A 22,643-nucleotide genomic window follows, 5' to 3' on the forward strand; every position below is an offset into this window, starting at 1 on the left:
AAAAGAAATTTTTTTTCTGATGATTTTTATCCGAAACCCGCTAGCCAGAAAAAAGGTCCCCCTTAAAAATTTTTAAAGCCACTAACTCCCATTCATCACTTATTCGCATTTATTTTAATTTTGACATATATTCCGATAATGCCGGATAAGATTACCGGATTTAAAACTTTGATAACTAAAATCCTTGTTTTCTACTACACTTTCAGTTTCTCTTATGTTATATTTGACAAACCTCAAATTTTGAATACTAAAAATCAAAGATTCATGAGTTATAAACAGGAGATATTTGATGTATTCGAGAACAATGCTTCCCCCGAAGAAATCGAATGGCTACAAAAACAGGCGGAAAAAAATACCACGGGTATTAAAATGGCTTTTGTAGGTGCCCCGCGCTTTATTTCCAAAAAAGGAATTTCACCCTTTACGATTTCAGTAAAAGAGTCCAATTTTGATGTATCCGCAGCCAATTGGTCCCTGGACCAGTTGGCAAGAATTTACTTATTGCTTCATTTTGATCCTACCGATAAAGATTCTTACTTTTCTACCATAGAATCGTTATTCCTCTCTGCGGATATCAATGAAGCCGTCGCACTTTATTCTGCTTTGCCTTTGCTGGAATACCGGAAAGATTGGACATTCAGAGCTACTGAAGCCGTGCGCACTAATATTGGAGAAGTATTTGATGCCATTGCTTTTGGAAATCCTTTCCCCGCTATACATTTTAATAAGCAGGCATGGAACCAACTAATCCTGAAATGCATTTTTAATGAAAAATCTATACACAGGATCGTGGGACTGGACGAGCGGAGAAATGAAAAGCTGGCAATATCTATTTCGGATTTTGCCCACGAAAGATGGGCGGCCAACAGGACTGTTCCCCCATTAATATGGAAACTGACTATACCCTATGTAAATGATCAAATCGTGAAAGACCTTGACTACCTTATGAAAACAGGAGATAACGATAATATTCTTGCTGCATTCCTGGTTCTTAAAGCCAGTACCAATAGCAACGGGAAAGCTTTACTCAATAAACAAAAAAGCAAAATAGAAACGCTAGGTGATACCCAACTTACCTGGAAGTATCTGGAAAAATAAGGATTTCAATATTTATTAAATTTCAAAAGAATAATAGAAATGTGTCAGAGTGGAAATGAAATGAGACAAAATCCTTCACACTTCGAAGGAAGTCCTGAAGAGCAACAATCCGCAAAAAAAGTAGAAAACAATTACAGGGATTATATAAAAGGGATGAATTTTTTCGATCCCCATATTCACATGACATCCCGCACAACAGATGACTACCAGGCATTAGCAGATGCAGGTGTCAGGGGCATTATAGAACCGGCGTTTTGGCTGGGACAGCCCAGAACGGGATTGTCTACCTTTCAGGATTATTATAATAGCCTGATTGGATGGGAACGTTTTCGGAGCTCCCAGTTCGGTATCAAACACTATTGCACAATCGGGTTGAACTCCCGCGAAGCCAATAATGTTCCATTGGCAGAACAAGTAATGGAAATACTTCCCCTTTACCTGTATAAAGAAGGTGTAGTCGGCGTAGGAGAAATAGGATTCGACGACCAGACCCCCGAAGAAGAAAAATTTTACAGGCTGCAACTGGAACTGGCAAAAGAAGCCAGGCTCCCGGTACAAATCCACACTCCCCACCGTGACAAGAAAAAAGGTACGGAAAGAAGTATGGATATTGCATTGGAAATGGGACTGGATCCTCGCATGGTTATTGTAGACCACAATAATGAAGAAACGGTAGAAAGTGTATTAGACCAGGGGTTCTGGGCAGCTTTCACCATTTATCCTTTTACAAAAATGGGCAATGAAAGAATGGTGGAAATTGTAAAAAAATACGGTCCCGAACGCATCATGGTAAACAGTGCGGCAGACTGGGGTATAAGCGACCCATTGGCCGTTCCCAAAACCGCTGCCCTGATGACCATGAAGGGAATACCCGCAGAGCATATCAAATTGGTAACCTATAATAATGCTATTGAAGCTTTTGGTCAAAGCGGGCAAATAAATGAATCGGACTTGCTCGAACCCGTGTCTATTGACCAAAGCAAAAAATACAGTGGGAATACCGTACTCCGTGGTGGACAACAACCCAGAATTGATAAAAGCTCTGTAATAATAAAATAAATTTGAAAATAATACCCTACTTACAACTCGCCCGACCGGCGAATATTGTTACATCAGTTTCCGATATTTTAGCAGGTATAGCCATTGCTTCTATTGGCACTATGGAATTATCAGGCTTGCCCTGGCAAGGATATAGCCTTCTTATATTGTCAACCATAGGGTTGTACGGCGGTGGAATTGTGTTCAATGACGTAGCTGATGCTGAACTTGATGCCGTTGAACGACCCGAAAGACCGATTCCCAGCGGCAGGGTATCCAGTAAAAATGCACTCAAACTTACTGTGGTTTTATTTGCCATCGGAATAGTATCTGCCTTTTCATTTGACATCCGGAGTGGAATTCTTGCGTTGTTCATTACATTCTTTTCCGTAATTTATGACCTGTATGGTAAACACCATTCCATTATGGGGCCGGTCAACATGGGATTGTGCCGGGGCTTGAATCTATTGTTGGGGATAAGTATATTACCGGATACCTTGAATGGGTGGTACGGGATAGCGCTTATTCCCGTAGTATATATTTCTGCTATTACTATGATTAGCCGTGGTGAAGTACATGGCAGTTCCAAAAAACCACTTCTCGCCGCTGCAGGAATGTATATCATCGTGCACTTAGCACAAGGTATCACCGCCTATTTATACGAAAATCTATGGATAGCCTCACCCTTTATTTTCCTCCATATATTTTTACTTTTCAAGCCATTGTTAAAGGCAATAAAAACACCGATCGGACCACTCATTGGAAAATCCGTAAAAGCCGGTGTATTGTCCTTAATCATTATGAATGCTGCCTGGGCCGGTGTAGCCGGATCGATAACTCTCGCCCTTATAATTGCTTCCTTACTACCGGTTTCTATGTTTCTGGGTAAAAAATTTGCCGTAACGTAACCTTGAAATTTCCATTTATTATGTTTGCCTTTTTTAATCCCGTTCCTCCTGGTTGCCCCTATCTCCGTAAAGCAGGTTAAGAATTATGCAAGTATGATCGCCATTTCATACTGCGGGCTTCTTCATCCCGCAAATAATATCCTGTACGGTGAATCGACGTCACCCACTTTCCCAAAATTATTAGCAACGGATTCTCCCGGGGAGTCCATTGCAATCTGACCGGGACCTTACATCATAACAAAGGATTCTCCGAAGCCTCCTTCGGCAGAGCATCCCTTCGGAACTAATTATATTTGTATATAATTCCGGATTAAAGATGGCACATAGCCATCAAAAAGGGCAGAAATTTATAATACAATCCCTATATCCTACTGAATTATTTTTAATACCATAAATATCCCGAAAAGTCCCAATATTCATATCTTTGTTTTTCTTTTTCCATTCATTACAAATTAAAAATTCGGGTATTTATCGATAAAAAAATGAAATTTATTTGTTATAATCAATTAAATTACATACATTAGTGAACAACCTACAACTATTATCTCATTTACCGAATTTTGGGGTGGTATGCGTCCATCTTCTAAATTTGTAACCTATAGTCGTGGAAAGACAGTCATCAAGGGCCCGCTGGCTGCCGCTCTATCGTACTAACTATTTTTTAACTATAAATTTTTTTTATGTACTATTTAAAAAAACCAAAAGCTACCCCCCCCCCATTTCCTAACCGCCTTTAGCTCCGGCTGGAAAATCACCCTGATGTTGATGGCTGTTCTATTTGTCTTTACAAGCTGTGAGAAAGAGGATCCGGTGATTGAGAAGCCGAAAGAGGTAGAGTTATTACCAGACTTCAGTACTTTATCTAAGCAAGAAGTAGCTGACTGGTATAAAAACCTGGATCGAAGTAAACTTGAACGGAATTTTTACGAAATTAAAGCACCTCGTAAAGACCGGTCAACAAGAATAGAATTACGCGATCAATGTGGTCTTGAATTGGAAGTGGAAAGAACGCAAGGTACAGCTACTGAATATGAATTCTTTATTTTTGAAACAGGTGAAGTATTGCCAATATATTATGGCACTATAGATGAGAGTACACCAACTGTTATATCACCTCCGGCTTATGATGATACAAAGTCCTATGATGTTTATGTCCAACCCGAAGATGGTGGAAGCACAGAAGAATTCTGGGTTCGTTTACGTACACCGGATGACCAATTTAATTTTACTATGGCAACATGGGATAGTGAAAGAACCGCTTATTGGTTAGAAATGGATAATTCCTACCTTGCATGTTCTGATTGAATTGAATAAAACTTTGTACAAAGCGTCTTCCGGCCATGGAAGACGCTTTATTTTTGTTTTACTATGAAAGCTATTAATATATATTTGTTCTTTACAAAGACACTGCTTTTAATAACAGTTCTCCTCTTCATTTCGTCAACCCTTTTATCCCAAGAAATTTACTTCCTAGAGGGGCCCCTTGCAGATGGAAGGAGTAATTACAAAAAATTAATGCAATACAACCCAGAAGAATGCGTACTCGAAGAAGAATATGATTTTGAAAACGAATTCAATGGAAAAATAAGTAGAGGTGGTTTATCATTTCATTCAGATGGCAGATTATATCTCATGGTTGACGATCAAATTATAGCTTATAATGTATACACCAACCAAATTGATAAAACTATTCCCTTCCTTTCAGATAACGACAATTTTTCCTCTCTCGCTATATCCGAAGAGGGAAGATTAATAATAAGTAACCTAGATGGATCGAACAACTCATTTATAACAGAATTTGACATCAGGAAAGGAGCAATAATACAACGTTATACTCCTGAGGAATTTTACGGAACCGATGTTTTTGTATCTAGTGTTGAGGCAATTCTTCCCGGAGACTTATATGTATTGGGTGGTGAAAGTAGTAATAATCAAGGTAGTTCTCGCAACTCAGGCCTGATATTACCCATTTGGGATGCCCACACAGGGATAGTAGACACTTTGGAATTTGATTATTCGTTTCAATTCCAATATGCTTTTCCCTCACCCTATATACCACCATGTGGGCCCGTCCAGTATTTAACAACAGCCTCTTATAACCGCCTAAGAAATCATCGGTTATTACGAATCAATACCGAAGAATTGTCCCTTTCGGAAATCTGTCAGGACCACCCCCTAATGTCAGATGGCCCATTGCCTACACCTAACTGGGTAGTAAATGGTCTCGCCACACCCACCGACTTCCGCCAATCCCCCCTCCGCATTGACCTGGATACGGACAATTCCTCTTACCACGCTACCGCCGGCTACTACGACACTCTCACTACCTGTATGCCGCGAGCCCCCATCACCGACGACGATATCGAGATCTCCACCTGCGGGGCAGAGGTGGACTATATATCTTTCCGGCTGATGTACTACGACCAGCCCCACCTGCCCGAAGAATACATTACCGCCGAAGGCTTCGAGGACCAGTTACAGCCCACTTCCGATCCTTCCCGATGGGTGTGGAATAATCCCTACGGCAATGATACCGAAAGCATCAAAGATTTCCTGCGCAGCCTGCGATACCACGCCGACTGGGACCCGGGGGACCCCGATGAAAGCCGGGAGCGCGTCGTAGCAGTGACTATGCACGTAGGCGAAGACAGTACTTCTTCCTGGTCCGTCTTCCAACTGGAGCCCGACGACCTCTACGCAGGCCGGGATACCACCGCTAGCTACTGTGCCGACCCCGATGCCCGGGACCCCATCGACCTGACTACCTACCTGAGCGAAGGCGTGGATACCGAAGCCGGGCGCTTCGAACCTACGCTTTCCGGTGGACGCGGTATGTTTGTCCCCGGTACGGATGATGACGGGGAATACTTCTATATTATTGAACAAGACGATTGCAGGGATACCGCCATTATCAATGTAGAAACCCTGGAAACCGGGTTGGCAGATCTGGAGTTCGATACCGTGAAAATCTGTGGTGGCAGCCAGATACGCATCGGTTTCCCACCCGGTGTGTACGAGTCCATCGAATGGTGGGACGGCAGTACGGGCGACTCCATATTGATCAGCCACAGCGTCATAGATCCCTATGCGCTCGTGTCCGTAGGCTCCTGCCATGTGCGCATCCCTATTGCCGTAACCAACCTGGCGGACACCCCATTCGCCGGGCCGGATACTACTTTCACCTACTGTCCGGAAGGGCCGGCCATTGATTTCAACGATCATCTCCCCGCTCCCACGGGAAGTACCCGCTGGCTCGAACCCGGCCTCCAAAACGGGGGATCCGTTTTCAGGCCCGGTTCCGATAATCCAGGCATCTACCAGTATATTGTGGAATCGGAAGGCTGCACCGATACGGCACAGATCACCATGGAAGAAACCGGGACTCAGGAACTGCCTTTCGCCCCTGTCTCTATCTGTGAAGGACAAAGCACCCAAATCGGATTACCGGCCGGCGCCTACAGCGATATTATCTGGTGGAGCGGTGAAAACGGGGATTCTACTATCATTAACAGCGATGATACCGGGCCTTTCTGGGTGGAAGCCCAGCAGGACGGGTGCTATTTCCGCGCTGACTTCGATGTATCCATTTCAGATAAAATCGAATTCCCCGATTCATATCCCGACACCCTCAGACTTTGCCCCGGCACTACCGGCCAAATTACCGTACAGGGACTGGACTCCATACTACTGGATGGTGCTATGTATGTATCCGGGGATGTGATCAACCTGACCGACCCGGGAGAATATTCCCTGACCGGTTACTTAGGCGGATGTACTGCTACGCATTCCGTATCGGTTACTTCCTATAATGATCCTTCCGGACAATACAGCGAGACCTTCCCCCGGTGCAACGGCACCTCTCTATCGATTACTTTACCCGATGATACGGAAGAATATAGTTTTTCCTGGAGTGAAGAGCATCCGAACCGGGAACTCACAGTGGATGACGACGGAGAATACCCTTTTGACATATCGGACGGAAATTGCACGTTTCGCGCAACATATACCGTAGTACCCAGCGAAGGCCAGGAGTGCGAACTAGAAGAATGCGCCATCTCCATACCCAATGCCGTTTCCCCCAATGGCGACGGAATCAACGATGCCCTGACCATTTTTTCTACCGGATGTCAAAGCATCGAATCCGTAGCATTAATTGACAAATGGGGAAACACAATCCATACAACCGATTCACAAGTTATAGATACCACAGTATGGTTACAGCTACCTCCCGGGGTCTACATGGTAAAAGTTAACTACCGGGACCAACACGGTAGATTAAAAACAAAAGCGGGATCGATTTTGGTAATTAGGTGATCCCTCCTCATTTCCTCACTTTACGATCTTCACGGTAATAGTAAAACTCTCTTGGGTTACTGCTATATATTTTTCCCACCGCAGAGACGCAGAGAGCGCTAAGATCTTTTGTCCAACCATTCGGACTATACAGTCCACTACCACAACCTAACGATACGAAATCTCGACACAGACGCTCCACTATGCATACTTTGCAATCTTCGCGGTAATAGTAAAGACACTTCGGTCACTGCCACACTCCTGTATATTTTCCCACCGCAAAGACGCTGAGGACGCTAAGAATTTCTTCAACCATACGAACTATACTTCCCTTCCACCACCTAACGCTACCAAATCTCGACCCAGACGCTCCACTTTGCGTACTTTGCAATCTTCGCGGTAATAATACCCTCTTCATTTACATCCACACCCCTCTATTTTTTCCCACCGCAAAGACGCAGAGGACGCTAAGATCTTTTGTCCAACCATTCGGACTATACAGTCCACTACTGCAACGTAACGATACGAAATCTCGACACAGATGCTCCACTTTACGTACTTTGCAATCTTCGCGGTAATAGTAATACCCTCTTCATTTACATCCACGCCCCTCTATTTTTTCCCACCGCAGAGACGCTGAGGGCGCTAAGATCTTTTGTCCAACCATTCGGACTATACAGTCCACTACTGCAACGTAACGATACGAAATCTCGACCCAGACGCTCCTCCTTAGCGTACTTTGCGACCTTCGCGGTAATAGTAAAGACACTTCGGTCACTGCCACACTCCTGTATATTTTCCCACCGCAAAGACGCTGAGGACGCTAAGAATTTCTTCAACCATACGAACTATACTTCCCTTCCACCACCTAACGCTACCAAATCTCGACCCAGACGCTCCACTTTGCGTACTTTGCAATCTTCGCGGTAATAATACCCTCTTCATTTACATCCACACCCCTCTATTTTTTCCCACCGCAAAGACGCAGAGGACGCTAAGATCTTTTGTCCAACCATTCGGACTATACAGTCCACTACTGCAACGTAACGATACGAAATCTCGACACAGATGCTCCACTTTACGTACTTTGCAATCTTCGCGGTAATAGTAATACCCTCTTCATTTACATCCACGCCCCTCTATTTTTTCCCACCGCAGAGACGCTGAGGGCGCTAAGATCTTTTGTCCAACCATTCGGACTATACAGTCCACTACTGCAACGTAACGATACGAAATCTCGACCCAGACGCTCCTCCTTAGCGTACTTTGCGACCTTCGCGGTAATAGTAAAGACACTTCGGTCACTGCCACGCCCCTGTATTTTTTCCCACCGCAGAGACGCTGAGGGCGCTAAGATCTTTTTTCCAACCATTCGGTCTATACAGTCCACTACTGCAACGTAACGATACGAAATCTTGACACAGACGCTCCTCCTTTGCGTACTTTGCGACCTTCGCGGTAATAGTAAAGACACTTCGGTCACTGCCACACCCCTCTATTTTTTCCCACCGCAAAGACGCTGAGGACGCTAAGAATTTTTTCAACCATACGAACTATACTTCCCTACCACCACCTAACCTACCAAATCGCGACCCAGACGCTCCACTTTGCATACTTCACGATCTTCGCGGTAATAATACCCTCTTCATTTACATCCACGCCCCTGTATTTTTTCCCACCGCAAAGACGCTGAGGGCGCTAAGATCTTTTGTCCAACCATTCAGTCTATACAGTCCACTACCACCACCTAACGATACGAAATCTCGACCCTGCCCCCTCTTCATTTCCGTACTTTGCGCTCTTCGCGGTAATAGCCATTATCAACTTCACTATCCCCGATAAACATCGATCCCTATCCTATGTCAATGAGGGTACAGGTCGGTAAGTGAATTTACGGATCAGGCATCTCAAGATTAACAATTGTTATATCAAAATCGTGGAATTTACAAGAGTTGATGTTAGCCAGATATAAAAACCTATCCAATTTCTAATCAATTTATGTACATTCGCCGTTACTAGTTATTAGCGGTTGATTCATAGATTTTTCCGTACAGACTTAACAAATTATCTTTTCAATTTGTTAGTTTTTTAATTATTAATTTTGATTTAGAAATAATGGATTTGATAAAACAATCATTTTCGGTCAATTTCAGTTATAATGTCTACTTTTCCGAAGATATTTTTCATAAAAACAACCTGATTCTCAAGAATTTCTTTGAAGAATACAATTCCAGGGGAACCAAACAAAAGATCCTGTTTGTGATCGATGACGGCGTAGTCAACGGTCATCCCCAATTGATAGAAAAAATAAACTCCTATTTTTCTACCTATAGTGAAACTATTGAACTTGTCGATCCAATCATTCTCTTACCGGGTGGTGAAGAAGTCAAAAATAGGTCAAACGCGCTTGACGAAGTCCTGGATGCGATTAATACATACGGTATAGACAGGCATTCTTATGTAGCTGGTGTCGGGGGTGGTGCATTGCTTGACATGGTAGGATATGCTTCTGCAATCTCCCATCGGGGGATCCGGCATCTCCGGTTTCCTACTACCGTCTTATCGCAAAATGATTCGGGAGTAGGTGTAAAAAACGGTATCAACTATTTTAACAAAAAGAATTTTCTGGGAACATTCGCTCCCCCCATTGGCGTATTTAATGACCCTGTCTTTTTAAGGTCACTGGAAGAAAGGGACTGGCGGTCCGGAATAGCAGAAGCTGTGAAGGTTGCCCTGATAAAAGACCTCGCATTTTTTGAATGGCTGGAAAATAATGCTGACAGGCTTCGCCAACAGGATGAAGAGGCTATGAAATATCTTATATTCAGATGTGCCCAGATGCATTGTGATCATATTGCAGGCGGTGATCCTTTTGAAACGGGTTCAGCCCGTCCACTTGACTTTGGACACTGGGCCGCCCATAAATTGGAACATATTACTCATTATGAAGTGCGACACGGGGAAGCCGTAGCTATAGGTATCGCATTGGATTCGACCTATTCCCATTATACCGGGATGATTTCCCGGGATGATCTCCAAAGGATAATTTCCGTTTTTAACCGGGTAGGATTGAATGTATTTCATGAAAAGCTGGAAGAAGGTCGCACCTTACAGCGTGGATTGGATGAATTCAGGGAACACCTGGGGGGACAATTGACCATTACATTATTGGAGCATTTGGGCAAGGGTATGGAAGTTCACGAAATGGATTATGATCGGATTGAGAAGTCCATTCAATTCCTCAAAAGGTATTCAACACAAAAAGTATGAATACGAAGTACGGACAATTAACTTATTGCAGTAATATCCATCCCGGTGAGGATTGGCAAGATCACTTCAGGGAATTAAAAAATAACATTCCGGCCATTAAAAAAGACGTTAGCCCAAACGGGCCTATGGGAATAGGTCTCCGGTTAGCCAATGAGGCCAGTAAAGCTTTATGTAATGACAATCAATTCTACCAATTGACTAATTGGCTGAAAGATAATGATTGCTTTGTATTTACCATGAATGGGTTCCCGTATGGCGGATTTCACAATACCCGGGTAAAAGATCAGGTACATACCCCAGACTGGACGACAGATGACCGTTTTGAATACACCAAGAGGTTATTTTCCTTGCTATCGAACCTATTGCCCGGAGAAATACAATCGGGTGGTATTTCCACGTCCCCTCTCTCTTACCGACCATGGTGGTCTGACACCAAACAACTTGACGCCACGATACATACAGCCACTTTAAATATTTTGAAAACTGCTGAATATCTTTCCCGTATTTATGAGGAATCCGGTCAATTTCTTCACCTGGATATCGAACCCGAACCCGATGGGATTTTGGGCAATGCCAGCGATTTTTTTGCTTGGTATCTCGACATCCTTGAACCTATGGCCCGGAAATATTTCGGACATCCCGAAAAAGGCTCAGAAATTATCCGACGACACATTCAAATGTGTTTTGACGTATGCCATTTTGCGGTATCGTATGAAAATCCGGAAGAGATCGTACATACCCTGGAAAAGAATGAAATTCGGGTTGGAAAAATTCAAATAAGTTCTGCCCTGGAAATAGACCTGGAAAAAGAAAGCGAAGACAAAATACAATCGCTTGCCCAATTTGATGAACCTGTTTATTTACACCAGGTAGTAGCCCAATTAAACCGTGGGGGAATTGAATCCTTCCGTGATCTGGATTCTGCTTTATCGGGATATACGCATGGAAAATATACATCCTGGAGGGTTCATTTCCATGTGCCCATATTTATAGAAAAATTTGGCCTTTTACAATCTACGCAGAAGGAGATAAAAGATACCCTTGACCTTCTCAAAGAACGAAAATTTACGGATCACCTGGAAATAGAAACGTATACCTGGGGGGTTCTACCAAAGGAAATGCAAGTTCCTACGGATAAATCTATTATCCGGGAAATTAATTGGGTAAAGGATTATTTACATTAAAAGTATCTTGAAAAATGAATAAAACGGTAGTAATTGATATTGTAGGTCTAAGTCAGAACCTTGTTGGTAAAGACACCCCCTTTCTACAACAATTTATTGCTAAAAATAAAGTATCCGCCATACAACCCCAGCTCCCGGCGGTAACAACTTCCTCCCAGTCAACCTATATTACCGGACGGCCACCATCCGGACACGGTATTGTGGGAAACGGATGGTATGATCGCGACGATTGTGAAATTAAATTCTGGAAACAACCGGATACTCTGGTTGCGGCTCCTAAAATATGGGAAGAAGCAAAAAAGAAAGATCCGGATTTCACCTGCTCCAAAATGTTTTGGTGGTACAATATGTATTCAAAGGTGGCATTTTCAGCAACACCGCGCCCACAGTATCATGCAGATGGCGTAAAACTCCCCGACTGCTATACGTTTCCCGCAGCATTACGAGATGAATTACAGTCCCGCTTTGGCACTTTTCCCCTTTTCAATTTTTGGGGACCCAATGCCAATATCAAATCATCTGAGTGGATAGCCAAAGCTTCCATGTATGTAGATGAAAAAAATAACCCTGACCTGACTTTAATTTATCTCCCCCACCTGGATTATTGCCTCCAGAAATACGGTCCTGGGGCCAGGGAGATTATTCCTGAATTAAACCATATCGACCATTTGGTAAAAACCCTTGTAGAATACTACGAATCGAAGAATACTAAAATAATACTCCTATCAGAATACGGAATCAACCCGGTTAACAATCCGATCCACATTAACAGGATACTCAGAAAGAATAATCTTATCTCGGTAAGGGTAGAAAGCGGTCATGAATTATTAGATGCGGGGGCCAGTGCGGCCTTTGCTGTAGCAGACCACCAAATAGCACATATCTATGTAAATGACAATACGGTCTACGATACGGTAGAAGCGACTCTACAGGAGATAACCGGTATTGAACTAATTCTCAACAAAGAAAATCAAAAAGAATATAAGATAGACCACCACCGTTCCGGGGATTTTGTAGTTATGGCCAATCCCGATAGTTGGTTTACGTATTACTATTGGTTGGAAGAAGAAAAACGACCTGATTATGCTAATATGGTTGATATACACCGAAAACCCGGTTATGATCCGGTGGAAATGTTTATGGATCCCCTAAACCCATTCGTCAAAATAAAAGCCGGATATAAACTCTTACGAAAGAAATTAGGATTTCGCTATCGGATGAATGTTATACCTACAGACGCCACCTTAGTAAAAGGATCTCATGGAAGCATCGGGGTACCGCCGGAATACTATCCGGTCATCTCTTCTTCAGAAGGGATAACCAACCCTATGATATCTGCTACAGACGTCTATTCTGTAATTTGGGATCATCTATTTGATGGCGAATGACTAAATCAAAAATCGTATGATTTCCGGGTAGAGAAACACCCCGACCAACACGACTACCTGAATAATAATAAAAGGTGTTATCCCAGTATATAAATGCTTTGTTTTTACTTCCGGTGGTGCGACCCCCTTCAAATAAAACAGTGAAAACCCAAAAGGGGGAGTCAGGAATGAGGTTTGCAAATTAAGAGCCAATAAAATACCCACCCACAAAAGGTCAATTTCATACGCTTGCAAGACTGGTAAAATGATAGGTACTATTATAAAAATAATTTCTACAAAGTCAATAAAAAAGCCCAGCAGGAAAACGATAAGCATAATGAATACCATTAACTGTACTTCGGTAAGGTTCGCTCCCTGGATCAAATGGAGGATAAAATCATCCCCCCGTAATCCTCGAAAGACCAACGAAAAAGTGGTGGCCCCCAAAAGGATAAAAAATACCATGGTAGTGAGTCGGGTAGTTTGTTCACTGGTTTCCCTGAGGCTTTTCCAGCTAAATTTCCCGGCAATAATGGTCAGGATAATGGCTCCGAATGCGCCCACTGCAGCAGCTTCAGTGGGTGAGGCAATACCACTGAAGATACTCCCTAGTACAATCACCATCAAGACAATCGGCATTAACAGGGCTATTATGACTTTTTTAACACTCACTTTTTCCCTTTCATTCCCTTCCATCGGCGGAGCTAAATTTGGTTTCACTTTGGCAATAACCAATACATAGATAATATAACACAGCACTATGAACGCACCCGGTAAAACAGCCGCCTTGAAAAGGTCTCCAACAGTTACATTCAATACACTCCCCAATAAAACCAAAACTATCGAAGGAGGTATAATCTGACCCAATGTACCCGAGGAAGCAATAATCCCGGTAGAGAGGGGGATATTATAATTTGACTTGATCATCGAAGGCAGGCTGATCAACCCCATGGTGACAACAGTAGCCCCTACGATTCCCGTAGAAGCCGCTAGCATCGTACCGACTATTATTACGCTCACACCTAAACCACCTCCCATTTTTCCAAAAATCCGCGCCATAGTCTCAAGTAACGTAGCAGCCAATCCGGATTTTTCCAACATAATTCCCATAAAGATGAATAATGGAACGGCCAATAGGACGTAATTACTCATAATTCCCATGATCCGGGAAGGCAAAAAATTAAAAAATTCAGGGCCGAGAGCAAGCAAACCCACAATAGTAGACACTCCTGCCAGGGTAAATGCAACCGGAAATCCAAATACCAGCAAAATAAATATTAATGCTACCATCAATAGCGCTATCCACTCCATTATTTGCTTTCTGTTTCAATAAATAAAGAAATATCTTTTCCCCGCAATACCAATATACTTTTGCATATAAATACTATCCCATAAAAAAATAAAAAAACATAGGACACAAGGATTGCGTACTTTATAACAAATCTATAGGGAAGTCCTCCCGGATCAGCACTTGTTTCATTAATTAGAAACGAATTATGCGCATAATTTTCCGATGATATAATTACTATTAAACACCAGGGAAGTAAAAAAACAAGAGTACCGACCAAATTAATCCAGGTCTGTGTCTTTTTTGATAAGCCATTATAAAAAAGATCTACTCGAACATGGCTATCATACTGAAGGGTATAGGTAGCCCCTAGAAGGAATATCAATGCAAAAACATGCCATTCCAATTCTGTTAACCAGGCTTGGGAGTATAGGAAATAATATCTTAATAAGACATCGGTTACGACCAATAAAACGAGAACTACGTTTAATAAACTGGTAATTTTACCAAAAAACAAATAAAGATTTGATATCCTTTTGAGTAGATTATCAATCATGGTTCAGGTCTTTCATGGGTATAAATATAAAAAAAGCCGCAAGAGATTGCGGCTTTTCATGTAATTAATACTTTATATTCTAATCATTGCCAGGTATTCTAATGAGAAACCAGCTCCAATCAAAAATTATTGTTTGTTTTCAAAATAAGACTCTTCGACTTTGCCTCCACTTTCAATGGTTTTCAATCTTTTATCAAATATATCAGAAACGTCCATTTGATTTTTTCTTGCATAAATTTCTTTCAATGCAATTAACGTATTACGATCACTCGGATTAACGCGTTCCGCTTTTTGAAAATACGGAAGAGCCTGATCAAAAATCTTATCTACTTCGGCCTTGGTAGAATCATACTTTTTCATTCCGTCGGAACTCAAATCATCTGCCAATTTTTGCAATTCCTGGGTACCCTGTGCAGCTTTATTGTAGTACAATGCACCAATGCTGTAAATAGCATCGACATTATCGGGATCCAATTCAAGTCCTTTCTCAAAATACACTTTGGCACTGTCGAAGTACTTGGAAGCTTTTTCTGGCTCACTATCCATTGTTTCCTGAAATAACCTGTCGTAAACTGAACCTGTCGTGGAATAGAGGGAAACATTCTTAGGATCTTTGTTAATAGCTTCTTTCAATTTAGTCTCAAGGGAACCAATCTCATTATTCTGAAGCGCGTGATTGATTTCTGCATACAATAGGGAAAGGTCGTCTGGGTATTTAGCCCTTCCTTCTTCCAATATATCCATGGCTTCCTGCTGATCTTCCTGCGCTTTGATTTTATATAATCCTTCGTATAGCGACGGATCATCATAATCATTTTCTTTCAACTCCATATAATACGGCTTAGCCAATTCAAATTGCTCCGCTGTCAACGCTGCATATCCGGCCAGAAACAATTGATTGTTTTTGGCTTCATCTCCCTGTAATGGGCTATCCATTCCATTTTCAACCAACAATGCATCGATGTCGAGGACATTTTTAAAAATGTTATATGCTCCCATTGCATCTCCACTTTGTAATACAGTAATTCCAGAATTACTCATGGATTGTACCAGACCGGCCATACCTTCCAACGCATCTCCTTGATTCCTGGATTTTTCCGCTAGTTCAAAGGCCTTTTTATAAGCCATATATGCTTTATTAGCCTCTTGCAAATATTGATTTTGATAATTCTCATCCATTAGAGAATTCTTATAATCCAATTCCAAAAAAGCACTATAGATATTTCCCATTTCTACCCAAACTTCAGCATCTTTTCCCATTTCTTCATCCCGGGCAGCAATAGTAATTAAATCAACAGCTTCTTTTAGTTCATCAACCTTTTCATTATCAAGCTCATGCGCGCTTAAATTCCTCTTCGCTTGTCTAAAGGCTTTTTTAGGGCTGATGTCTTCCTGGGCTGAAATAGAAGTTAGCCCAAAGACTGCTAAAATCGCAATAATAAATAGTCGTTTCATTGTAAAAATCATTTTTTTTTAGATTAGTTTTCATTCTTATGACCGAAATGAATATAAGAATAATTATTTAGGCTTGGTTAAAAGTTTATTATAAAAATGTTAATCCTATTCCTCTTCTTCATATTCAGTGTTATCAAGGTCTTTGATATCTTCTTCTTCCTCTGGTTTTATAACCGTAATATCGGCAATAGCATCTCCTTTATTCAGGGAAATCACCCGAACACCCTGGGTTGCCCTACCCATTACCCGGATTTCACTCAATGCCATTCGTATCATCAATCCCGACCTATTGGTAATAACAATATGATCATCATCTACTACGGCTTTTATCGCGATCAACTTACCCGTCTTCTCACTGATATTCATGGTTTTTACTCCTTTGCCCCCACGATTTGTGATCCTGTATTCATCTACATCTGTCCGCTTACCATTTCCTTTTTCAGAAATAACTAATATGGTAACGGCAGGATCATCAGGATCTACACAAACCATTCCTACTACCTGGTCCTCGCTATCATCCAGGGTAATTCCTTTTACTCCTGCCGCATTCCTACCCATCGAACGAACTTTACTTTCATTAAACCGGATAGCTCGTCCGTTCCTGTTAGCAAGAATTACTTCTTTGTTTCCATCTGTTAACCTGGCATCAATAAGGTAATCCCCTTCATTGATGGTAATGGCATTTATCCCGTTGACGCGCGGACGAGAATACGCTTCCAGCGTAGTTTTCTTTATTAACCCATTCTTAGTACAGAACATAACGAAATTATTCTGTAAAAATTCCTGATCCGTAAGGTCTTTTACGACAATATAGGTCTTTACTTTATCCTCTTTAGGTATTTGCAAAATATTCTGCATCACCCTTCCGGAACCATTTCTGCTTCCTTCAGGTATTTCGTATATCCTCAACCAATAACACCGGCCCATTTCGGTAAACAATAATAGATAGTTATGTGCATTGGCTACGAATATATGTTCGACAAAGTCTTTATCCCTTGTCCTGGAACCTTTCGATCCTTTTCCACCCCGTCCCTGAACTTTGTACTGATCCGATTTGGTTCGTTTGATATACCCAAGATGAGAAATCGATACCATCATCTCTTCATTGGGTATCATATCCTCGATACTGATTTCACCATCGGCAAAGGTTACTTCGGTTCTTCTCTCATCTCCGTATCTCTCGCGGATTTCCATTAATTCTTCCACTACAATGTCCTTTTGAATCTCAACACTAGCAAGAATTTCCTTGAAGCGCTTGATTTTCTCCATAAGTTCATTGTATTCTTCCCGCAACTTCTCAATCTCTAACCCGGTTAATTTTTGAAGGCGAAGTTCAAGAATTGCTTTAGCCTGAATCTCCGAAAGATCAAATCGATCCATGAGGCTATTACGAGCCTCATCTACCGTACCGGAGCCCCTAATAATCTTAATAACTTCGTCAATATTGTCTACCGCAATAATTAATCCTTCAACAATATGTGCCCTTTCTTCAGCTTTTTTCAACTCGAATTGCGTGCGCCTGACAATCACTTCAATTCGGAATTCAATAAATTCCTCAATTAAAGACTTTAGCGAAAGGGTCTGTGGCCTTCCTTTGACCAGCGCTACATTATTGACTCCATAAGAAGTCTGCAATTGGCTGTATTTATATAATTTACTCAATACCACCTGGGCCATGGCATCGCGCTTAACTTCAATTACAATTCGAATACCTTCCCTATCGGATTCATCCCGAATTTCAGATATTCCCGGAACTTTTTCATCTCGTCGTAGTTCACTCATCTTGATTACCAACCCAGCCTTACTTACCTGGTAAGGAATTTCGGTAACAATTATGGTTTCCCTCCCTTTCGCATCTGCAATAATTTCTGCCTTTCCGCGCACAACTACTCTTCCACGGCCTGTCTCAAAGGCTTCTTTTACGCCCTCCACTCCATAAATAATACCGCCTGTCGGGAAATCAGGAGCTTTAATGTATTCCATCAGACCATCCGTATCAATCTGTGGATCTTTGATGGTAGCAATAGTACCATCAATAATTTCGCGGAGGTTATGAGGCAACATATTGGTAGCCATCCCCACAGCAATTCCCGAAGCACCATTTACGAGAAGATTAGGAATTCTCGCTGGTAACACAGTGGGCTCTTTGATAGAATCGTCAAAATTCAATTCGAAATCAACCGTATCTTTCTTGATATCAGAGAGCATTTCATCTGCAATCCTCGCGAGTCTTGCCTCCGTATAACGCATAGCAGCAGGACCATCGCCATCAATGTGTCCAAAGTTTCCCTGACCATCTACCATCGGATATCGCAATGACCAATCCTGAGCCATTCGCACCATTGCTTCGTACACCGAGGAATCTCCATGCGGGTGATACTTACCCAGTACCTCCCCCACTACTCTTGCAGACTTCCTGTGGGACTTATTGTAATAGAGTCCCAGGTCTTGCATTGCGTACAAAATACGACGATGAACCGGTTTCAGACCGTCCCTGACGTCGGGCAAAGCCCTGGAGACGATAACGGACATTGAGTAATCAATGTACGCCGACTTCATCTCATCTTCGATGTTTATAGGTATAATTCTTTGTAAATCCGCCATTTAAATGGTATTCATTTTTTATTAAGCGATGCAAATGTATTAAAAATATATAGTAACTAACATATATATTGAGTTTGATTTGTCAACAAGTTGTTTATTTTTGCCCTGCATTCATATTATCGATTGTTTATCAAATAATTTTATGGCAAAAAATATAACTCCATACAAATCAGAAGATACTGGAAAAAAAGAACAAGTCACAAAAATGTTCGACAATATTGCCGGCGGTTATGATTTTCTCAACAGGTTATTGTCTGCCCGATTTGATGTCTCATGGAGAAATAAACTCACAGCACTAATTCTTGCCAAAAAACCGGAGTATATCATGGATATGGCTACAGGGACAGCAGATGTAGCTATTACATTGGCTGAAAAATCTCCGTCTGTAAAAGTAAAAGGTATCGACATATCAAAAAATATGTTGAAAATCGGTCAAAAAAAAGTAGATAAAAAGCAATTCTCAGACCGTATAACCCTGCAATGGGGAGATGCAGAAAATATTAAGGAAGAAGATGCAACATTTGATATAACAACCGCCTCATTTGGTGTCAGAAACTTTGAAGATTTGAAAGCAGGCCTCAAAGAAATGTATCGGGTAACTCGTCCCGGTGGTCATATTTTTGTTCTCGAATTTTCAAAACCGAATATATTCCCTCTGAAGCAATTATATAATTTTTATTTCCAGAAAATACTTCCGGTAATTGGACGTTTAAGATCCAAAGATCCCAAAGCATATACATACTTATACGAGTCAGTACAAGCTTTTCCGGATCGAAAAAATTTTTTAGGGATTTTACAAGAAATAGGATTTAACGACGTTGGTTTAAAAGAACTTACATGGGGAATATGTCATATATATTATGGAAAAAAATAATGGTAGCGGTATGCGCTCTTCTGACTGTTACAAGTATTCAAGCCCAGGACGGCCTTCATAATTATCGCAATAAACAGCACAAACAATACTACTTTGGAATCTCTTTTGGACTGCATAAGTCTAATTTGAAGCTATTACACAGTGAAAATTTCCAGGGACAAAACAGGGTCTCCCTGATTGAATCTTACCAAAGTCCAGGATATGATATTAAAGTAATCGGAAACCTCAAAATAGGAGAATACTGGGATTTCAGACTTTTACCCGGATTTTCATTCGGACAAATGCAAATGATGTACCAGGAAAACTCAGGTGCCAATGAGGATCCGGTAAGCCTGGAATATGTATACGGTGAATTGCCTTTCCATATTCGTTACAAATCTCACCCTTATAAGGATATGCGCGTTTATGTATTTGCAGGGGCCAAATACAGTTTTGATATTTCCAGTAAGTCGAGGACTATGAATGAAATTGCTGATCTGAACGTGTCCGCATCTGATTACTCCCTTGAAGGCGGGATCGGCATGCAGTTCTTTTTCCCTTATTTTATCTTATCCCCGGAAATCAAGATTACCAGGGGAATTTCAAATATTCTTATTAATAATGTACCAGGCAATAATGCCAGTTTATTGCAAAAAGCACTTTCACAGATGTTGACCTTTTCTTTCCACTTTGAAGGATAACATACAGTATCAGTAGTCAACAAAAGTAATAGAAGCATACTCTTTATAGCCACTCCCTAACGTTTACCTTTTTCCAGTAACGCCATTTCCCTTCTCCATCAAAGGTGCCCCCTATATATAGATCAACATTTTTATTTGTAGGCCTCTGGTTCCAAACACATAAATTCACTATATTAATGCCGTCGCAATAAATATGATGTATGAAGTTATTTCTTACCCGGTTTAGCCAAATGTTGGTCCTTACTTTCATTTTTTCCTTTCTGGTTTCTCCTTGTTTTAGTCAGGACCAAGAAAAACCTAATATCATCCTCATAATGGCAGATGATATCGGCATTTCAGATATCGGATGTTATGGAAGTGAAATAGAAACGCCGAATATAGACCAACTGGCAACTGGTGGAATGCGCTTTACCACCTTTTATAATATGGCCAAATGCAACCCAACCCGGTCGTCACTGCTTACTGGTTTGTACCAGGGAGGTAAAGGTGCCGTACACCTTGCCCAACTGACAAAGCAAGCCGGGTATTTCAATATTATGAGTGGAAAAGAACACTTCGATTCCTGGATCCCCGATTACTGTAAAGCAGAAAATGTCTTCGATCACTCCTTTTATTTTTGGGCTACTACCGAATATTTTTTACCGCCTTCCGGGAAATTCGAAAGACCTTTTTATTTAGAAGGGGTAGAAATTCCCGCCAGCCAGATAGAACATGAAATTTCTCCTATGTATAAAACGGATTTCATCACTGACTATGCTTTGAAATGGTTGGATGAAGCTTCTCAAGGTGATGATCCTTTCTTCCTGTATTTGCCTTATCACGCGGCCCATTACCCATTACAGGCCCGACCTGAAGATATAGCAAAATACAGGAATACGTATCGGCAAGGCTGGGAGCTCCTGCGAAATGAAAGATTCAATAAAATGAAAGAATTAGGTGTGTTGCCACCAGGTACAAAATTGAGCCCTCCCGAAAATAATAACAACAAATTTCGCGGACCTTTAAAACCGTCTTATACCGATTATTATAAATGGGATTCCCTTTCTGAAAACCAAAAAGACTCCCTGGACCTGGAAATGGCTGTTTTTGCTGCCATAATAGATAGAATGGACCAAAATATAGGAAGAGTGCTTTCCCATCTGGAAAAGACAGGCACACTTGAAAATACTTTGATCCTGTTTCTTGTGGACAATGGATCATGTCCGTTTTATTCCAATAAAATACCGGATGTACAACCCGGCCCCGCTGATTCGTATTGGAGTTTGCGAACATCCTGGGCTAACTTGGGAAATACACCATACAGACAATATAAACAATGTGGTCATGAAGGGGGAAGTCACACTCCTTTCATTGCTTTTTGGCCTGGTAAAATCACCCCCAATACGATTACCCACCAACCCGGCCATGTGGTTGATATAGCCCCTACTTTTTTGGACATTCTCGACATTCAGTACCCCAAAACTATAGAAGACTATCAAACCATTCCACTTCACGGGACTTCCCTCCTGCCCGTATTCAAAGGTGAACAACGCACCGAACCGGATTATTTCATGTCCGGGCTTGATAAATTCAGAATGTTTCGAAGCGGTGATTACAAAATCGTAAGAATGAACGGAGGGGAATGGGAACTTTATAAAATAACCCAAGATCCTTCCGAGACCCGGAATCTCGCGTCAACCTTACCGGAAGTGGTCAAAAATATGGATACTAAATATAGAAAAGTAATGAACAATTTGGAAAACTAATTAAATTGTAATAGATGTTCTACCCCAGGGGTAGAGTCGCAAAACACGATAAATTTGTACGGCTGTCCCGGCAGGATCATCGGGGTTCAATAGGAAGAGGAAAATGGTCTATTTTAAAGATTATAACGAAGGCATATCTATTGCTACGGCAAAACGAAAGCATTCGAGATTCGGTATTTGTTCATCTGTCATCATGGGAATCCCAGTCCTGGATTTCAGCAAACGTATTGTCGATTAAAAAGAGGTATATAATTTTCAATTCCACATTTTTATTTAATTTACA

At 41.5% G+C, this 22,643-nt stretch carries 15 protein-coding genes; 11 read left to right on the forward strand and 4 right to left on the reverse strand.

Translation table 11 applies throughout. The features are described 5' to 3' along the window. Positions 1 to 264: 264 nt before the first annotated feature. The 8 genes from LVD47_RS17320 (at position 265) to LVD47_RS17355 (ending at position 13,179) form a co-directional block, all read left to right on the forward strand. On the forward strand, positions 265 to 1,098 hold the full coding sequence (locus LVD47_RS17320) for an EboA domain-containing protein (RefSeq protein ID WP_236979186.1): 834 nt from the start codon (positions 265 to 267) through the stop codon (positions 1,096 to 1,098). Positions 1,099 to 1,137: 39 nt separating this feature from the next. Beyond that, complete coding sequence (locus LVD47_RS17325; RefSeq protein WP_236979187.1) at positions 1,138 to 2,157, forward strand: TatD family hydrolase; 1,020 nt, start codon at positions 1,138 to 1,140, stop codon at positions 2,155 to 2,157. Between the two features lie 2 nt (positions 2,158 to 2,159). Then, positions 2,160 to 3,044 (forward strand): UbiA-like protein EboC, encoded by an 885-nt coding sequence (gene eboC, locus LVD47_RS17330; protein ID WP_236979188.1) that lies wholly within the window; start codon positions 2,160 to 2,162, stop codon positions 3,042 to 3,044. A gap of 765 nt (positions 3,045 to 3,809) precedes the next feature. Further along, entirely contained in the window at positions 3,810 to 4,349 is a 540-nt protein-coding gene (locus tag LVD47_RS17335) for a hypothetical protein (protein WP_236979190.1), read from the forward strand. A gap of 210 nt (positions 4,350 to 4,559) precedes the next feature. Continuing rightward, positions 4,560 to 7,358, forward strand: coding sequence for a T9SS type B sorting domain-containing protein (locus tag LVD47_RS17340; protein ID WP_236979192.1), 2,799 nt, complete (start codon positions 4,560 to 4,562; stop codon positions 7,356 to 7,358). A 2,094-nt stretch (positions 7,359 to 9,452) separates the two neighbouring features. Beyond that, positions 9,453 to 10,607: a 3-dehydroquinate synthase gene (locus LVD47_RS17345; protein ID WP_236979195.1), complete on the forward strand. Its 1,155-nt coding sequence runs from the start codon at positions 9,453 to 9,455 to the stop codon at positions 10,605 to 10,607. Further along, complete coding sequence (gene eboE, locus LVD47_RS17350; RefSeq protein ID WP_236979196.1) at positions 10,604 to 11,791, forward strand: metabolite traffic protein EboE; 1,188 nt, start codon at positions 10,604 to 10,606, stop codon at positions 11,789 to 11,791. Before LVD47_RS17345 ends, eboE begins: the two co-directional genes overlap by 4 nt. 14 nt (positions 11,792 to 11,805) lie before the next feature. Next, positions 11,806 to 13,179, forward strand: a complete 1,374-nt coding sequence (locus LVD47_RS17355; RefSeq protein WP_236979198.1) for an alkaline phosphatase family protein — start codon at positions 11,806 to 11,808, stop codon at positions 13,177 to 13,179. Here the strand turns inward: LVD47_RS17355 and LVD47_RS17360 are convergent, their stop codons facing one another. The 4 genes from LVD47_RS17360 to gyrA all read right to left on the reverse strand — a co-directional run bounded on the left by LVD47_RS17360 (position 13,180) and on the right by gyrA (position 19,061). Continuing rightward, positions 13,180 to 14,469, reverse strand: a complete 1,290-nt coding sequence (locus tag LVD47_RS17360) for a TRAP transporter large permease (protein WP_236979200.1) — start codon at positions 14,467 to 14,469, stop codon at positions 13,180 to 13,182. It lies immediately after the preceding gene. Beyond that, positions 14,469 to 15,002, reverse strand: coding sequence for a TRAP transporter small permease subunit (locus LVD47_RS17365; RefSeq protein WP_236979202.1), 534 nt, complete (start codon positions 15,000 to 15,002; stop codon positions 14,469 to 14,471). Before LVD47_RS17365 ends, LVD47_RS17360 begins: the two co-directional genes overlap by 1 nt. A gap of 126 nt (positions 15,003 to 15,128) precedes the next feature. Continuing rightward, positions 15,129 to 16,457, reverse strand: coding sequence for a tetratricopeptide repeat protein (locus LVD47_RS17370; protein WP_236979204.1), 1,329 nt, complete (start codon positions 16,455 to 16,457; stop codon positions 15,129 to 15,131). A gap of 105 nt (positions 16,458 to 16,562) precedes the next feature. After that, on the reverse strand, positions 16,563 to 19,061 hold the full coding sequence (gene gyrA, locus LVD47_RS17375; RefSeq protein ID WP_236979206.1) for a DNA gyrase subunit A: 2,499 nt from the start codon (positions 19,059 to 19,061) through the stop codon (positions 16,563 to 16,565). Positions 19,062 to 19,203: 142 nt separating this feature from the next. Between gyrA and ubiE the strand changes: the two genes are divergently transcribed. The 3 genes from ubiE (at position 19,204) to LVD47_RS17390 (ending at position 22,360) form a co-directional block, all read left to right on the forward strand. Continuing rightward, positions 19,204 to 19,935 (forward strand): bifunctional demethylmenaquinone methyltransferase/2-methoxy-6-polyprenyl-1,4-benzoquinol methylase UbiE, encoded by a 732-nt coding sequence (ubiE, locus tag LVD47_RS17380; protein WP_236979208.1) that lies wholly within the window; start codon positions 19,204 to 19,206, stop codon positions 19,933 to 19,935. Continuing rightward, positions 19,935 to 20,615, forward strand: a complete 681-nt coding sequence (gene porT / locus LVD47_RS17385) for a type IX secretion/gliding motility protein PorT/SprT (RefSeq protein ID WP_236979210.1) — start codon at positions 19,935 to 19,937, stop codon at positions 20,613 to 20,615. The genes ubiE and porT overlap by 1 nt, the downstream gene beginning before the upstream one ends. A 200-nt stretch (positions 20,616 to 20,815) precedes the next feature. Then, positions 20,816 to 22,360: an arylsulfatase gene (locus LVD47_RS17390; protein WP_236979212.1), complete on the forward strand. Its 1,545-nt coding sequence runs from the start codon at positions 20,816 to 20,818 to the stop codon at positions 22,358 to 22,360. Positions 22,361 to 22,643 lie beyond the last annotated feature (283 nt).

The sequence above is a fragment of the Membranihabitans maritimus genome, assembly GCF_021729145.1.
GTDB classification, from domain to species: Bacteria; Bacteroidota; Bacteroidia; order Chitinophagales; family Saprospiraceae; genus Membranihabitans; species Membranihabitans maritimus.

Bases quoted from the DNA above. Each gene is read 5' to 3' on its own strand.
- LVD47_RS17355 (WP_236979198.1), top strand. From the start codon at position 11,806: ATGAATAAAACGGTAGTAATTGATATTGTAGGTCTAAGTCAGAACCTT.
- LVD47_RS17365 (WP_236979202.1), bottom strand. From the start codon at position 15,002: ATGATTGATAATCTACTCAAAAGGATATCAAATCTTTATTTGTTTTTT.
- gyrA (WP_236979206.1), bottom strand. From the start codon at position 19,061: ATGGCGGATTTACAAAGAATTATACCTATAAACATCGAAGATGAGATG.
- LVD47_RS17340 (WP_236979192.1), top strand. From the start codon at position 4,560: ATGCAATACAACCCAGAAGAATGCGTACTCGAAGAAGAATATGATTTT.
- ubiE (WP_236979208.1), top strand. From the start codon at position 19,204: ATGGCAAAAAATATAACTCCATACAAATCAGAAGATACTGGAAAAAAA.
- LVD47_RS17390 (WP_236979212.1), top strand. From the start codon at position 20,816: ATGAAGTTATTTCTTACCCGGTTTAGCCAAATGTTGGTCCTTACTTTC.
- eboE (WP_236979196.1), top strand. From the start codon at position 10,604: ATGAATACGAAGTACGGACAATTAACTTATTGCAGTAATATCCATCCC.
- LVD47_RS17325 (WP_236979187.1), top strand. From the start codon at position 1,138: ATGTGTCAGAGTGGAAATGAAATGAGACAAAATCCTTCACACTTCGAA.
- porT (WP_236979210.1), top strand. From the start codon at position 19,935: ATGGTAGCGGTATGCGCTCTTCTGACTGTTACAAGTATTCAAGCCCAG.
- LVD47_RS17335 (WP_236979190.1), top strand. From the start codon at position 3,810: ATGGCTGTTCTATTTGTCTTTACAAGCTGTGAGAAAGAGGATCCGGTG.
- LVD47_RS17360 (WP_236979200.1), bottom strand. From the start codon at position 14,469: ATGGAGTGGATAGCGCTATTGATGGTAGCATTAATATTTATTTTGCTG.
- LVD47_RS17370 (WP_236979204.1), bottom strand. From the start codon at position 16,457: ATGAAACGACTATTTATTATTGCGATTTTAGCAGTCTTTGGGCTAACT.
- LVD47_RS17320 (WP_236979186.1), top strand. From the start codon at position 265: ATGAGTTATAAACAGGAGATATTTGATGTATTCGAGAACAATGCTTCC.
- LVD47_RS17345 (WP_236979195.1), top strand. From the start codon at position 9,453: ATGGATTTGATAAAACAATCATTTTCGGTCAATTTCAGTTATAATGTC.